12 protein-coding genes are annotated in these 15,950 nt (G+C 63.5%); 11 read left to right on the forward strand and 1 reads right to left on the reverse strand.

What is annotated here, in order from left to right:
• Positions 1–69: 69 nt before the first annotated feature.
• Complete coding sequence (locus PZL22_RS12955) at positions 70–1,659, forward strand: ABC transporter substrate-binding protein (protein WP_003536644.1); 1,590 nt, start codon at positions 70–72, stop codon at positions 1,657–1,659.
• A 79-nt stretch (positions 1,660–1,738) separates the two neighbouring features.
• Positions 1,739–3,736 (forward strand): CocE/NonD family hydrolase, encoded by a 1,998-nt coding sequence (locus PZL22_RS12960; protein WP_003536642.1) that lies wholly within the window; start codon positions 1,739–1,741, stop codon positions 3,734–3,736.
• Positions 3,737–3,922: 186 nt separating this feature from the next.
• Here PZL22_RS12960 and PZL22_RS12965 read toward each other — a convergent pair whose 3' ends face one another.
• On the reverse strand, positions 3,923–4,846 hold the full coding sequence (locus PZL22_RS12965) for an alpha/beta hydrolase (protein WP_003536640.1): 924 nt from the start codon (positions 4,844–4,846) through the stop codon (positions 3,923–3,925).
• A gap of 120 nt (positions 4,847–4,966) precedes the next feature.
• Between PZL22_RS12965 and PZL22_RS12970 the strand changes: the two genes are divergently transcribed.
• The 9 genes from PZL22_RS12970 to PZL22_RS13010 all read left to right on the forward strand — a co-directional run bounded on the left by PZL22_RS12970 (position 4,967) and on the right by PZL22_RS13010 (position 15,935).
• On the forward strand, positions 4,967–5,875 hold the full coding sequence (locus PZL22_RS12970) for a LysR family transcriptional regulator (protein ID WP_003536639.1): 909 nt from the start codon (positions 4,967–4,969) through the stop codon (positions 5,873–5,875).
• Between the two features lie 123 nt (positions 5,876–5,998).
• Positions 5,999–7,159 (forward strand): ABC transporter substrate-binding protein, encoded by a 1,161-nt coding sequence (locus PZL22_RS12975; protein WP_003536635.1) that lies wholly within the window; start codon positions 5,999–6,001, stop codon positions 7,157–7,159.
• A gap of 201 nt (positions 7,160–7,360) precedes the next feature.
• Entirely contained in the window at positions 7,361–8,359 is a 999-nt protein-coding gene (locus PZL22_RS12980) for an ABC transporter ATP-binding protein (protein ID WP_013844659.1), read from the forward strand.
• The gene (locus PZL22_RS12985; protein ID WP_003534226.1) at positions 8,356–9,306 is read left to right on the forward strand and encodes an ABC transporter permease; all 951 of its coding nucleotides are present in this window, start codon (positions 8,356–8,358) and stop codon (positions 9,304–9,306) included. Before PZL22_RS12980 ends, PZL22_RS12985 begins: the two co-directional genes overlap by 4 nt.
• A complete protein-coding gene (locus PZL22_RS12990; RefSeq protein WP_010969816.1) occupies positions 9,296–10,111 on the forward strand; it encodes an ABC transporter permease in 816 nt (271 codons plus the stop codon). The genes PZL22_RS12985 and PZL22_RS12990 overlap by 11 nt, the downstream gene beginning before the upstream one ends.
• Before the next feature lie 27 nt (positions 10,112–10,138).
• Positions 10,139–11,566 (forward strand): gamma-aminobutyraldehyde dehydrogenase, encoded by a 1,428-nt coding sequence (locus PZL22_RS12995; RefSeq protein WP_003534222.1) that lies wholly within the window; start codon positions 10,139–10,141, stop codon positions 11,564–11,566.
• 297 nt (positions 11,567–11,863) lie between these two features.
• Positions 11,864–14,038, forward strand: a complete 2,175-nt coding sequence (locus PZL22_RS13000) for a TonB-dependent siderophore receptor (protein ID WP_003534221.1) — start codon at positions 11,864–11,866, stop codon at positions 14,036–14,038.
• A gap of 29 nt (positions 14,039–14,067) precedes the next feature.
• On the forward strand, positions 14,068–14,799 hold the full coding sequence (gene fhuF, locus PZL22_RS13005) for a siderophore-iron reductase FhuF (protein ID WP_003534219.1): 732 nt from the start codon (positions 14,068–14,070) through the stop codon (positions 14,797–14,799).
• Between the two features lie 2 nt (positions 14,800–14,801).
• A complete protein-coding gene (locus PZL22_RS13010) occupies positions 14,802–15,935 on the forward strand; it encodes an ABC transporter substrate-binding protein (RefSeq protein ID WP_003534217.1) in 1,134 nt (377 codons plus the stop codon).
• The last annotated feature ends 15 nt before the right edge of the window (positions 15,936–15,950 follow it).

Here is a 15,950-nt window from a genome sequence, read left to right on the forward strand (position 1 = left end):
TCGCGAAATTGTCTGGTGCCCGGCAGGCGCTAGGTTTCTCTCGAACAAAACACGCAAGGGGAACTGGAAATGACCGAATTCACGAAGCGTCCCGACGGCCTCATCGTACCGGCCGGCATCAACCGGCGCGGCTTCCTCGCAGGCACGGCAGCGCTCGGCCTCGCCGCCGGCATCGGGAGCTCCATCGGCTTGGGCGAGGCACGAGCGCAGGAGCCCAAACGCGGCGGGCACCTGAAGCTCGGCCTCGACGGCGGAGCGACGACCGATTCGCTCGATCCGGCAAGCTATAGCGGTTCGGTATCCTTCGTGATCGGCCATCTCTGGGGCGACACGCTGGTCGAGTCCCACCCCGAGACCGGCGCTCCGCTGCCCGCGATCGCCTCCTCCTGGGAGTCGTCGGCAGATGCTTCGGTCTGGACGTTCAAGGTCCGGAACGACATCGCTTTCCACGACGGCAAGAAACTGACCGTCGCGGACGTGATCGCAACATTGAAGCGGCATTCCGACGAAGGCTCCAAGTCGGGAGCGCTCGGGCTGATGCGGTCCGTCAAGACGATCGAGGAAAAAGCCGGCGACCTCGTCCTGACGCTGACGGAAGGCAATGCGGACCTGCCGCTCCTCTTGACCGACTATCATCTCATCATCCAGCCCGGCGGCGGCGGCGACAACCCCGCCTCGCCGATCGGCACCGGGCCCTACAAGCTTGCAAGCTATGAGGCCGGCATCCGGGCAACCTTCGAGAAGAACACCGCCGACTGGCGTTCGGACCGCGGCTATGTCGACAGCGTCGAGATCATCGTCATGAACGACAACACGGCCCGCATTGCGGCACTTTCCTCCGGGCAGGTGCATTTCATCAACGGCGTCGATCCGAAGACCGTGCCGCTTCTGAAGCGTGCGCCCCGCGTCGAGATCCTGCAGACCTCGGGCAAGGGCTTCTACAGCTTCCTCATGCATTGCGACACGGCCCCCTTCGACAACAACGACCTGAGGCTCGCGCTGAAATATGCGATCGACCGGCAGGCTATTCTCGACCGCGTGCTCGGCGGCTATGGCACGCTCGGCAACGATTATCCGGTCAACGAAAACTACGCGCTGGCACCTGAAGGCATCGAGCAGCGCGCCTACGACCCCGACAAGGCCGCCTTCCATTACAAGAAGTCCGGCCACGACCGGCCGATCCTGCTGCGTACCTCCGATGCCGCCTTCCCGGGCGCGGTCGATGCCTCGGTCCTCTTCCAGGAAAGCGCCCGCAAGGCCGGTATCGAAATCGAAGTACGCCGCGAGCCGGAAGACGGCTACTGGACCAATGTCTGGAATGTCCAGCCCTTCTGCGCTTCCTACTGGGGCGGCCGCCCGACGCAGGATTCCCGCTATTCCACCTCCTATCTTTCGAGTGCGGAATGGAACGACACGCGTTTCAAGCGGGAGGACTTCGACAAGCTGCTCCTGCAGGCGCGCTCCGAACTTGACGAAACCAAGCGCAAGGAGCTCTACCACACCATGGCACTCATGGTGCGCGACGAAGGCGGCCTCATCCTGCCGGTCTTCAATGATTATGTGAACGCCGCCTCCGCTTCGCTGAAAGGCTTCGTGCACGACATCGGCAACGACCTTTCCAACGGCTACGTCGGAAGCCGCGTCTGGTTCGACAGCTAAAGTGCAACGGGAAGGTGCAGGTGGTTCGCCGCCTGCGCCTCGCGTCTCAACAGTCAAGCACCGATCGGAGGCAGCCAACATGGCCGAGCGTAATTTCACCGTCATCGAAAACGAATGGATAACCCTGGAGGACGGGACCCGGCTTGCCGCGCGCATCTGGATGCCTGAGGGCACCGAGCAGAAGCCGGTGCCGGCAGTCCTGGAATACCTGCCCTACCGCAAGCGCGACGGGACCTGTGCACGGGACGAATCCACCTACCCTGCCTTCGCGGCCGCCGGGATCGCCGGCGTTCGCGTCGACATCCGCGGCTCGGGCGAGTCCGAGGGCGTGATCGACGGCGAATATACCCCGCGCGAACTCTCCGACGGCTGCGAGATCATCGAATGGATTGCGGCACAGCCCTGGTCGAACGGCAAGGTCGGGATGATGGGCATCTCCTGGGGCGGCTTCAACTGTCTGCAGGTGGCGGCCCTCAAGCCCCCGGCCCTCAAGGCGGTGATCTCGATCGCCTCGACCGTCGACCGCTACAATGACGACATCCACTACAAGAACGGCTGCCATCTCTCGGCGCAACTCTCCTGGGCGGCAACCATGCTCGCCTACCAGTCCCGATCGCCCGACCCGGAACTCGTCGGCGAGCGCTGGCGGGAGATGTGGCTGGAGCGCCTCGAGAACGAGCCCTTCTTCCTGGAGGAATGGCTGGAACACCAGCGCCGCGACGATTTCTGGCGGCATGGCTCGATCTCAGAGGATTTCGACGGCTTTCCGATCCCCGCGCTGGTGATCGCCGGCTGGGCGGACGGCTACCGCAACACGCCGATCAAGGCGGTCGAGGGGCTCGGCGGCAAGTCCAAGGCGCTCATCGGCCCGTGGGTCCACAAATATCCGCATTTCGCCTGGCCGAAGCCGCGAGCAGACTTTCTCGGAGAGGCGATCCGCTGGTGGAACCGCTGGCTTCGCGGCGAAAAGAACGATGCCGAGCAATTGCCGCAGATGCGCGCCTATATCCTCGACGGTCCGAGGCCCGCGGTCAGGCGCAATGAAGACCCGGGCCGCTGGATCGCCAAGGACGTCTGGACCACGCCGGAAATGCGGACCTTCGCGGTTTCGAGCGAGGGAGGCCTGGCGGCCGGTTCCCCATCCAGGCGCGGGATCGGCGACGTTTACCTGCGTTCGCCGCTCGATACCGGCACCGCTGCCGGTGAGTATTTCACGCTGAAACCGGACGCCGAGATGCCCGGCAACCAGCGCATCGACGATGCGGGCTCGCTCACTTTCGACACGCACCCGCTGCTCGAGGCGGAGGACTATCTCGGCCAGCCTGTGCTCGACCTCGAGCTTTCCTGCAGTGCCGAAACCGCCAATCTCGCCGCGCGTATCGTCGATGTCCATCCGGACGGAACGTCGACCCGCGTCGCCTTCGGCGTTCTCAACCTGGCGCACCGCAACGGCAATGCCAAGCCGGTGCCGATGGAGAAGAACCGCAAGACGCGCGTCACCCTGGTGCTCGATGCCTGCGGCTACCGCTTCCGTGCCGGCCACCGCATCCGGCTGTCGCTGTCGACATCCTACTGGCCGATCATCCTGCCGTCGCCGACCGATCCGGGCGTCACGATCGACACGGCCAGCGTCTCGCTTTCCCTGCCGCTTCTCGGCGACCATCGCGAGATCGTCGTGCCGCAGCCGGCCAATCCCGACCCGTTGCCGCACTATATCGAGCATTCACCGGCCGAAACGCGCCGCACCGTCGAACGCGACATGACCAAGGGCCGGACGCATTATCGGATCTACGAGAATACCGGCCTCGTCGAGCATCCCGGCACCGGCAATGCGACGCAGGACATCCGCGACGAAACCTGGACGATCGCACCGGACGATCCGCACTCCATGACGGGCGCTTCGACCTGGACCTGCATCGCGCGGCGTGGGCAGCAATCGCTGAAGACCGTCTCGACCTCCCGCCTCGGCTGTACGGAAACCGAGTGGATCACCTCCGCCAAGGTCGAGGCTTTCGAGGATGAAACGAAGATCTTCGAGAAGACCTTCGAGAAGCGGATCCGGCGGGATTTCATGTGAGGGATCGGCGCGCGACCGCCCCTCATCCGCCTGCCGGCACCTTCTCCCCGCAAGCGGGGCGAAGGAGACTCGAGGCGCTCTTCCGCGCTTATTCATCGAGCGCGCGCGGCCTACTCGTCCCCTCGCCCCGCTTGCGGGGAGAGGGCTAGTCCTCGGGTTAAACCCGAGGAGAGGGGCAAACACGGGTTAAGCCGTGCCGACCAACCTTGCCACACCCTGCACCAGACGGGCGAAGCCCTCCTGCGCACCGGGACTCATATGGCGCGCCCGGAGCCAGGAATGGACCATCTGCGGCTCTTCCCGGTAGGTGACGTCCACGCCCGCCTGGGCGAGCCGGGCTGCATAGGCGCGTGCATCATCCCGGAGCGGATCGAAATGGGCTCCAGTGATATAGGCCGGGGGAAGCCCGGACAGGTCCGCGGCCTTCAGCGGGTGCGCAAAGGGTTGATCCGCCGGTGCCTTCAGCACCTCGCGGTAATAGTCGACGTCGGCGGTGGAAAGCAGCGGCGCCTGGGCCATCTCGACATAGGAGCCGCGCGTCAGATCGCCGCCGAGGCCGGGATAGATCAGGACCTGGCCGACGATGCCGGCGAGCCCCTCAGCCTTCGCCTTCAGTACGATACCGGCTGACAGGTTGCCGCCGGCACTGTCGCCGGCGACGACGAGCGGGCGCCCATCGGCAAGAAGCGCTTCGAGCACATCGCAGCAGTCTTCGAAGGCTGCGGGCCATAGATGTTCGGGGGCAAGGCGATAGTCCACCGACACCAGCTCCACTTGCGCACCATGGGCAAGCTCGGCGCAGATCGCATCGTGGCTCTCAAGCGAGCCGACGACGAAGCCGCCGCCATGGATATAGAAGACGCGCGTCTCGCTCGCGACCTCCGCCGGACGGTAGTACCGCACCGGAATTCGCCCAGCCACCCGCTCGTCCCGCCGGGTCAGCCCTTCGGGAGACGGCGCGTCGAATTCGGCGCAGAGTGCATCATACCATTGCCGTTGCTGCTCGACGGAGGCGTTGACCGCATCGGCGGGATAGAACGCCTTGCAACGTTCGTGAAAGGCGCGAATCCCCGCTTCCGTAGGCATTGGCTTTGTCGTTTTCGAATCCATCCTGTTCCCCCCTCACCGCACCTTAACAGTGTCGCGCCGGCGTGCACGACGAAATGCGTCAGCCCTGCCGCCGTTCACGCCGTGCTTGCGTTCCCTGCGGCGCACGGTGTTAATTCGCACATGGCATTCACACTCCGGCAGTTGCAATATTTCGTCGCCGTCGCCGAGCAGGGCTCGGTCACCCGCGCGGCGCAGAACCTCTCCATCTCTCAATCATCGATCACCGAGGCAATCAAGGAGCTCGAAACCGATCTCGGCGTCGAGCTCTTCGACCGGCACCCCCGCGGCCTTGCGATCACCCATAACGGGCATCAGTTTCTGCGCCACGCGACCAAGATCCTCGCCGATGTCTCCGATGCGCGGCGCAGCTTCTCCGACAGCCGCGAGGAACGCGGCGGCAAGCTCAATCTCGGCGTCACGTCCCTCGTCGCCGGCTACGTGCTCTCCGACCTGCTTGCGCGCTACCGCCGCGCCTGCCCCGGCGTGGAGGTGAGCGCCATCGAGGACAATGGCTCCTATCTCGAGCACCTCCTGATCGGCGGCGAGCTCGACGTCGCCGTGATGGTCATCTCGAATCTGCGCGACCGCATGGCGCTGCAAGCGGAAATCCTCGAAACCTCTCCTTACCGCCTGTGGCTGCCGATCGGCCATCCGCTCGTCAGCGCCGACATCATCTCGGTCGAGGACATCGCCCGTGAGCCGCTGATCATGCTGACCGTGGACGAGATCGAGGAGAATACCGGCAAACTCCTGACGGCGCTCGGCGCGCGTCCGCATGTCGCCTTCCGCACCCGTTCGGTTGAAGCGGTCAGAAGCCTGGTCGCGACCGGCGCCGGCATCGCGCTTCTGCCTGACCTCGTCTACCGCCCCTGGTCGCTCGAAGGCGACCGGATCGAAAGCCGCGATGTTTCCGGGGCGCTGCCGGTGGTGCAGGTCGGCATGGTCTGGCGCAAGGGTTCGAGCCTGCCACAGTCCGCGCGCGATTTCGTCGGCGTCGCCGAAGCGCTGCGCAGCGCCCGCCCGCGATGAACTCAGATATCGGAAATGCCGATATCGGCATTCTGATTAATGAATTTGCGAATACGGAGAAACCAAGGCACGCTTCGATCCGGGAACAAAGCCGCTAACGGCATGAAACTGGGGAGACTTCCGATGAAGCAGATCCTGAAATCCTGCACCGCACTTACCCTGTCGCTGGGCCTCGCCGCCCCTGCGCTGGCGCAGGAGCCGCTGAAAGAGCTCGGTCAGGGCGAAGGTGCGCTCTCGATCGTCGCCTGGGCGGGCTATATCGAGCGCGGCGAGACCGACAAGAATTACGACTGGGTCACTGATTTCGAGAAGAAGACCGGTTGCAAGGTCAGCGTCAAGACGGCGGCCACCTCCGACGAAATGGTCGCGCTGATGAACGAAGGCGGTTTCGACCTGGTGACCGCCTCCGGAGACGCATCGCTGCGCCTCGTCGCTGGAAAGCGGGTCCAGCCGATCAATACCGATCTCATCCCCAGCTGGAAGACGATCGACGAGCGCATGCAGAACGCGCCGTGGCACACCGCCAACGGCGTCCACTACGGCACCCCCTATGTCTGGGGCCCGAACGTGCTGATGTACAATACCGAAGCCTTCAAGGATCAGCCGCCGAAGAGCTGGAAAGTCGTTTTCGAGGAGATGACGCTGCCCGACGGCAAGTCCAACAAGGGCCGCGTCCAGGCCTATGACGGCCCGATCCATGTCGCGGACGCCGCCAACTACCTGATGGCGCACAAGCCCGATCTCGGCATCAAGAATCCTTACGAGCTCAACGAAGATCAGTACAAGGCCGCACTCGATCTGTTGCGCACCCAGCGCACCCTCGTCGGCCGCTACTGGCACGACGCGATGATCCAGATCGACGACTTCAAGAACGAGGGCGTCGTCGCCTCCGGCTCCTGGCCCTTCCAGGTCAACCTGATGCAGGCCGAGAAGCAGCCGATCGCCTCCGTCATCCCGGAAGAAGGCGTGACGGGCTGGGCCGATACGACAATGCTGCATGCCGACAGCGAGCATCCGAACTGCGCCTATATGTGGATGGAGCATTCGCTCTCGCCGAAAGTCCAGGGAGATGTATCCGCCTGGTTCGGTGCCAACCCCTCCGTCGGTGCCGCCTGCAAGGGCAACGAGCTTCTGACCGACGAAGGTTGCAAGACCAACGGCTACGACGACTTCGAGAAGGTCAAGTTCTGGAAGACGCCGGTGACGAAATGCGAAAGCCAGGGCGAGTGCGTGCCCTATCATCGCTGGGTCTCCGACTATATCGGTGTGATCGGCGGGCGGTAAGCCCTGCCTTCAGCGCAAGCGTTTGCCCCTCACCCTAGCCCTCTCCCCGCAGGCGGGGAGAGGGGACGAGTAAGCCGCGCCCGCTCGATGAAATGAAGCCCGAGAGGGAGCCCCGAGTCGCCTTCTCCCCGCAAGCGGGGAGAAGGTGGCGGCAGCCGGATGAGGGGCCGAAATCTCGCCGAAATCTCCTGGAGTATCGCAATGAACGCCGCCGTCCTCTTCGACAATGTTTCCCGCTATTTCGGCGCCGTGCGTGCCGTCGATCGCGTGAACCTCGAGATCGCCGAGGGCGAGTTCTTCGCGATGCTCGGTCCATCGGGCTCGGGCAAGACCACCTGCCTGAGGCTGATGGCAGGGTTCGAGCAGCCGACCGGAGGCCACATCGAGATCTTCGGCGAGACCGCCGAAGGCGTGCCGCCCTACCGGCGCAGCGTCAACACCGTCTTCCAGGACTACGCCCTCTTCCCGCATCTCTCCATTCTCGACAACGTAGCCTATGGCCTGATGGTCAAGGGCGTCGGACGCGAGGAGCGCCGCAGGGCGGCCGAGGATGCGCTCGCCATGGTGAAGCTTCCGGGCTACGGCACGCGCCGGCCCGGACAGCTTTCAGGCGGCCAGCGCCAGCGCGTGGCGCTCGCCCGCGCGCTCGTCAACAAGCCGAAGGTTCTGCTTCTCGACGAGCCGTTGGGCGCGCTCGATCTGAAGCTGCGCGAACAGATGCAGGAGGAACTGAAGACGCTGCAGAAGTCGTTGGGCATCACCTTCGTCTTCGTCACCCATGATCAGGGCGAAGCGCTCTCGATGGCCGACAGGATCGCCGTCTTCAACGAGGGCCGTATCCAGCAACTGGGAAGCCCGGAGGAGGTCTACAACCGTCCGCAGACCCGTTTCGTCGCCGATTTCGTCGGCTCCTCCAACGTGCTTTCCGAGGACCTCTGCCGCCGACTGGGGCTGAAGGCTTCCTTCGCGAGCCTGCGCCCGGAGGCTGTGGCCATTGCGCCGCCGAGCGACGGAGCGCTGAGCCTTTCCGGCACTGTCGCTTCGCAGAGTTTCCTCGGCGCCACCAACCGCATCCTGATCGACGTCGAGGGTGCCCGCATCGCCGTGGCGAGCCCGGCGGCGCGTGGCGTTCCAGCGGTCGGCAGTCCGGTCACGATCAGCTTCGCCGCGCACGACCTCCACCCAATGGAGGACGCATGACAATCGTCGCCGAAAGCATCATTCTTCCGCAACGCCGCAGCACGGCGGGCCGCCTCTCGGATTTCTTCTGGCGGCACCCGCATGTGCTGCTTGCGATCTTTCTCGCACCCCCGCTCCTCTGGCTCGGGATCGTCTATCTCGGTTCGCTCTTCGCGCTGCTTCTGCAGAGCTTCTTCTCGATCGACGATTTCTCCGGGCTCATAAATTACGAGTTCACGCTCGCCACCTATCGGCAGCTCTTGAGCGAATCCAATCTCGACATCATCATCCGCACCGTCTCGATGGCCGCTCTGGTGACGCTCGTCTCGGCACTCATTGCCTTTCCGATCGCCTATTACGCCGCCCGCTACGCGCGGGGGAAATGGAAGGCGCTCTTCTATCTCGCCGTCATGCTGCCGCTCTGGTCGAGCTATCTCGTCAAGATCTATGCCTGGAAGCTGATCCTCGCAAAGGAAGGCATCCTGACCTGGTTCTTCGGAAAGCTGAACCTTCTCTGGCTGATCGATGCCTGGCTCTCTCTTCCCGTCGTCGGCGGCAATTCGCTGTCCGTCAGCTATACGGGCACCTTCATCGTCTTCGTCTATGTCTGGATGCCGTTCATGATCCTGCCCATCCAGGCGGCGCTCGAGCGCGTGCCGGCCAATCTGATCGAAGCCTCGTCGGACCTCGGCGGAACGCCCGCCCAGACCTTCCGCCATGTGCTCTTTCCGCTGGCGCTGCCGGGCATCGTCGCCGGATCGATCTTCACCTTCTCGCTGACGCTCGGCGACTACATCATCCCGCAGATCGTCGGCTCCTCGCGGCTCTTCATCGGTCAGGCGGTCTACGCGCAGCAGGGCACCGCCGGAAACATTCCGCTCGCCGCCGCCTTCACGGTCGTGCCGATCGTCATCATGGGCGCCTATCTCTGGATGGCCAAACGCATGGGGGCCTTCGATGCGCTCTGAGAAGGCGAACTCCGCTCCATTGGGTCTGAAGATCGCGGCCGCCGCCGGCCTCGCCTTCATGCATCTGCCGATCCTGCTGATCTTTCTCTACGCCTTCACGACCGAGGAGAAGAGCTACCAGTTTCCGCCGCCGGGGCTGACCACGCAATGGTTCGCCGTCGCCTGGAACCGGCCGGATGTCTGGGCGGCGCTGACGCTCTCCGTCAAGGTCGCCTCGATCGCGACGGCGGTAGCCCTCGTCCTCGGCACCCTCTGCGCCGCTGCCGTCAGCCAGACCCGTTTCTTCGGCCGCGAGACGATCTCGCTCCTCGTCATCCTCCCGATCGCGCTTCCCGGCATCATCACCGGCATTGCGCTGCGCTCCGCCTTCTCCATGGCCGACATCCCCTTCTCCTTCTGGACGATCGTGCTCGGCCACGCGACCTTCTGCATCGTCGTCGTCTACAACAATGCGGTCGCCCGTTTCCGCCGGATTTCCGGCTCGCTGATCGAGGCTTCCATGGATCTCGGCGCCGACGGTTTCCAGACCTTCCGCTACGTGATCCTGCCGAACATCGGCACGGCCCTGCTTGCCGGAGGCATGCTCGCTTTCGCGCTTTCCTTCGACGAGGTGATCGTCACGACCTTCACGGCCGGGCAGCAATCGACCCTGCCGATCTGGATGCTGGAAGAGCTGATCCGCCCGCGCCAGCGCCCGGTTACCAACGTCGTCGCGATGGTCGTCGTGATGGCCACCTTCCTGCCGATCCTCGGCGCCTATTACCTGACCCGCGACGGCGACCAGATCGCCGGCGCCGGCAAATGACATTTCGCACTTGAAGGGAGAACAGACATGGACACCCAGCTCTTGATCGGATCGCGCTTCGAAGCCGGAACCGAGGCCGAGGAACACATCCTCAATCCGCGGACGGGCGCCGGGATCATCGACCTCGCCGAGGCCTCCCACGCGCAGATCGACGCAGCCGTCGACGCTGCCGAGCGCGCCTTCGTCGGCTGGTCGCAGACGACGCCGGCCGAACGCTCCAACGCCCTTTTGAAGATCGCCGATGCGATCGAGAAAGAAGCCGACGAATTCGCCGCCCTTGAGGCGCTGAACTGCGGCAAGCCGATCAATGCGGTGAAGAACGACGAGCTGCCTGCGATCATCGATTGCTGGCGCTTCTTCGCCGGTGCGGTGCGCAATCTGCATGCACCGGCGGCGGGCGAATATCTGCCGGGCCACACGTCGATGATCCGCCGCGATCCGATCGGCATCGTCGGCTCGATCGCGCCGTGGAACTATCCCCTGATGATGATGGCCTGGAAGCTGGCGCCGGCGATCGGCGGCGGCAACACCGTTGTCTTCAAGCCATCCGAACAGACGCCGCTGACGGCGCTGAAACTTGCGCGGCTCATCGCCGACATTCTCCCCGAAGGCGTCGTCAACGTCATCACCGGCCGCGGCGAGACCGTCGGCAACGCGCTGATCAACCATCCGAAGGTCGGCATGGTATCGATCACCGGCGACATCGCCACCGGCAAGAAGGTGCTCGCGGCCGCCGCCAAGACGGTAAAGCGCACCCATCTCGAGCTCGGCGGCAAGGCGCCGGTCATCGTCTATGGCGACGCCGACCTCGAGGCGGTCGTCAACGGAATCCGCACCTTCGGCTACTACAATGCCGGGCAGGACTGTACCGCCGCCTGCCGCATCTATGCCGAAGCCGGCATCTACGAGAAACTCGTCGCCGACCTCACCTCGGCGGTCTCCACAATCCGCTACAATCTCGACGACGACACTGAAAACGAGATCGGTCCGCTGATCTCCAGGCGCCAGCGCGACCGCGTGGCAAGCTTCGTCGAAAGGGCCGCCGACCAGAAGCACATCGAGATCACCACCGGCGGCCGCACGGGCAGCGACGAAGGCTTCTTCTTCCAGCCGACGGTCGTCGCGGGCGCCACTCAGGAGGACGAGATCGTCCGCCGCGAAGTCTTCGGCCCGGTCGTCTCCGTCACGCGCTTCACCGGCAAGGACGATGCCGTGGCCTGGGCGAACGACAGCGATTACGGCCTCGCCTCATCGGTCTGGACGAAGGACATCAGCAAGGCGATGAGGGCCGCGTCCCGCCTCCAATATGGCTGCACCTGGATCAACACACATTTCATGCTGACCAACGAAATGCCGCATGGCGGCATCAAACAGTCCGGCTATGGCAAGGACATGTCGGTCTATGCGCTGGAGGACTACACCGCCGTCCGGCACATCATGATCAATCACGGCTGAATTTGCCGGCGAAGCCCTCATCCGGCCTGCCGGCCACCTTCTCCCCGCAGGCGGGGCGAAGGGGAAGTCGCGGCAGCCTCGCACTCGTTCCCTCGCCCCGCTCGCGGGGAGAGTTCCTCGGGTTAACCCGAGGAGAGGGGCAAAAGCGCGCTCCGACGCACGCACCCGCACGTTGCTGTTGCACATTTCCCACAACATTGTGAACATGACTTAAAAAGTCATGAAAACGGCTTGCGTTCAGCATAATCATGAGTGATTAGCTCACCTTATCAAATATAATGTTTAAGGTTGCGTCGCATGCCCTCGAAGTCCGCCCTCCGCCTGCCGTTGATCCGCCTTGCCCTCGCCGGCACGTCGGCCCTTGCCCTCGTCGCTACCGCACAGGCGCAGGAAGCAGAGCAGGAGACCGCTTCCAATGGCGACTCCACCGCCCTCGAAACATTGGTGGTCAACGGCAGCGGCGGGGTCATCACCGCCGACGGCTATGTCGGCATCAGCAGCGCCACCGGCGCCAAGATCGACACCCCATTCCTGGAGACGCCGCAATCGATCTCCACGGTGACCGAACAGCAATTGAAGGACCGCAACCCGCAGACGCTGCTGGAGACGCTCGCCTATACGCCGGGCACGCGCGTCGGCGCCTATGGCTTCGACCCTCGCTTCGACGCATTCTTCGTCCGCGGTTTCGATGTGACCTTTACCGGCATCTTCCGCGACAATCTCCGCCAGCCGGCGGCCGTCGACTCGGTCTTCAAGAACGAACCCTACGGCCTCGAAGGCGTTTCGATCCTACGCGGGCCCTCCTCTGCCCTTTACGGCGCAACCGGAGCCGGCGGCCTTTACAACCTCATCACCAAGCGGCCGACGGAAGACGCGCTCAGAGAGGTGCAGCTTCAATATGGCAATCACGACCGCTATCAGGGCCAGTTCGATTTTTCGGGCCCGGTGAACGAGACCGACCCCGTCTACTACCGCCTGACCGGGCTGCTTCGCGACGCCGATACCGAGCAGGTCGGCGTCGCCGACGACCGCGCCTATATAGCTCCGGCCTTTACCTGGAAGCCGGACGAAGACACGAAGCTGACCGTTCTCGGAGAGTATTCGCGCACGAAGACCGGGGGAACCGCGACCTATTACAACGATCCATTTACCGGCGAAGTCACCGACATCTTCGCAGGCAATCCTGATTTCAACGACTCGATACAGAAGCAGGGGCGCATCGGCTATGAGTTCGAGCACCGGCTGAACGACACCTTCGTCTTCCGCCAGAACGCACGCATATCCACTCTGAACATCGACGCGGACTGGGATTTCGCCTATGCGCCGAATGCTGATGATCCGACTTTGCTCGACAGCAGCGCCGGCACATATGACGAGCGGCTGACGGCGTTCGTGATCGACAACCAGCTCGAAGCCAAGTTCGACACGGGCGCCATCGAGCATACCCTTCTTGCCGGCCTCGATTATACGAAGCTGCGTTTCCGCGCGCTTGACGGGCGCGGCGTGTCACCGCCGCTCGATACCAAGAATCCGACGCAGGGGCGTCCGGTCGACGCCATTGATTTCAACACGCGTACGGTCCAGGACCAGTGGCAGGTCGGCACATACCTGCAAGACCAGATCCGCTACGACGCCTGGACGTTGACGGTCGGAGGGCGCTACGACTGGGTCTCGACCGACACGGACACTACCGACCTTACCACCGAAACGCTGACATCGGTTTCACAGAAGGACAAGGAGTTCTCCGGCCGCGTAGGGCTCACATACCAGACTGACTTCGGACTTGCCCCCTATATAAGTTACTCGACGGCATTCACGCCCAATGCCGGCCTCAACCAGGAAACGAAGCAGCCGTTCAAACCGACCGAGAGCGAACAGCAGGAAATCGGCGTCAAGTACCTCCTGCCGAACAGCAACACGCTGATTACCGCCGCTCTCTTCAACATCGATCAGAAGAATGGCCTTTATTTTGAAGCGGACGGCGTCACCAACATTCAGGTTCAGCGCGGTAAGCTGCGGTCGAGAGGGTTCGAGATCGAAGCGAACACCAGCCTTGACAACGGTCTTTCCCTGATCGCTTCTTACGCTTATACCGACGTGAAGATCATTCAGGGCCCAGAAGGCACGATTGGCAATTATGTCTCTTCCGCACCACAGCACATGGCATCCATTTGGGCCCACTATACACTTCCGGAAGATGGCCTTTTTTCCGGTCTTAGCGTGGGCGGCGGCGCGCGTTTCGTCGGATCTAGTTACAGCAATGACGAAAACACCTCCAAGAATAGTTCGCGTGTTCTCTTCGATGCTTCCATCGGCTATGACTTCGCAGCGATCGACCAGAAATATGAGGGTCTGCATCTGCAGGTGAATGCCACCAATCTGTTCGACCGCCGCGAGGCCGTGTGCACCGCCGGCTACTGCCATCGCGATCAGGGCCGCACCGTTATCGGCTCGCTGCGCTATAACTGGTAAGCGACATGACAACAGCCGGGCATGAAAGCATGGCGGTAATCGACGAGCCGAAAGGTCTGTCGGCGGCCTTTGCGGGACCGCATGCCTGGTGCAACGAGAAGATGATGCTGTCGGAGAATCTTTCCGACGGCATTCCGCTGTCCGACTTCTTCGCCTCCGGCGCCTTCGACCGGACGCTCTCGCACTATGCCGGGGCCTCCGGCGGCACGGACCGCCGCGCCGTGGCCTCCATGTGGTCGCTCTATTATTTCTCCGCCCTGACCATCCCCTATGTCGTCGCCCGGGTGCTGGACCACCAGGCGCTGCCGGCGGATTTCGACCAGATGACGGTGGCGCTCTCCGACGACGGACTGCCCCGCGCCTTCGGGGTCGCGACTGCAGGTCGGTGGCGCGACGATGACGGGCGTGACATCTTCGCCCTGATCGGCTCGCTCATGGACGAGCACCTTGCCAAAGTGGTGCCGCATCTCAAGGCGGTTGGCGGTATATCGCCCAGGCTCGCCTGGAACAATGCCGCCGTTTACATCGATTATGCGCTTCGAACCGCCGGGACCGACCCCATGAGCGACCAGGCCGATGCGATGGTCGGTCGCCGGCTGATGCCCAACGGCGCTCCCAATCCTTTCTTCGACTGTCTGCGCCAGGAGGAAGAGGACGGGACGCGCGTCTGCCGGCGCAAGATCTGCTGCCTGAGATATCTCCTCCCGGGCATCCCGAGCTGCGGCAGCCTCTGCGCCCTTCCAAGCCAAAGGAAACAATAGCCTTGTCTCGTCTGCTGCTCTGCCGCCGAAGCCTCGTTCGCGTCCTTGCCTTCCTGGCGATCGCCTTCTCGCCGCTCGTCGCGCTGGCGCAGGCACAATGGCCGATGACGGTCACCGATGCCGTCGGACGACAGGTTACGATCCCCGCACCGCCCAAAGCGGTACTGCTCGGCACCGGCTTCAATCTCGTGGCCCTTTCGCTCATTCATCCGGACCCGGTAAGCCTTCTCGCCGGCTGGTCCGGCGACATGAAGGGCGACAATCCCGAGATCTACGAAAGCTATCTGCGCAAGTTCCCGAAGCTCGCCGATGTGCCGCTGATCGACGACGGAAGCGGCCCCGGACTCTCCTTCGAGACCATCCTGACGCTCAAGGCCGATCTTGCCGTCCTCGCCAACTGGCAGGCGGACACCGAGGCGGGCCGGCGCGCGATGGAATATCTCGAAAGCACCGGCGTGCCGGTCATCGTCGTCGACTTCAACAACGAGGTACTCAAGAACACGCCGGACAACATGCGTCTCCTCGGCAAGGTCTTCGAGAGAGAAGAACAGGCGGAAGACTTCGCCCGCTTCTACGAGGAGCGTCTTGCCCGGATCCGCGAGCGCGTCGCCGGGAGTTCCGAGCCGGGGCCGAAAGTTCTCATGGAAGCTTTCCCGGCGCCCGACCGTTGCTGCTGGGCCTATGGGGTCGGCGGCCTCGGCGAGTTCATCGCCATCACCGGCAGCCGCAACATCGCCGAGGGCGCATTGCCGCGTCCGGGCGGCATGATGAACGCGGAAGCGGTGATGGCCGAGAATCCGGATGTCTATATCGCCACCTCGTCGCCCGGCGGCAAATACAGCGGCTTTTCGATCGGCCCCGGCATCACGGCGGAAGAGGCGGAAACAACCCTGACCGAATCCGTGGACAAGCCGGTGATGGCGAGCATAGCCGCCGTTCGCAACGGGCGTGTCCACGGCCTCTGGAATTTTTTCAACGCCGTTCCGCTGAACATCGTCGCGGCGGAGGCCTTCGCCTCGTGGCTGCGCCCCGATCTCTTTCCCGATGTCGATCCCGCCGCCACGCTCGCCGAGATCAACCGGCGTTTCGCGGCGGTACCTTTCGAAGGTTCCTATTGGATAAGCTTGAAGAAATGAGCTTCGGCTGAGTGT

Origin of the sequence: Ensifer meliloti (assembly GCF_030064585.1) — a bacterium.
Classification (GTDB): Bacteria; Pseudomonadota; Alphaproteobacteria; order Rhizobiales; family Rhizobiaceae; genus Sinorhizobium; species Sinorhizobium meliloti.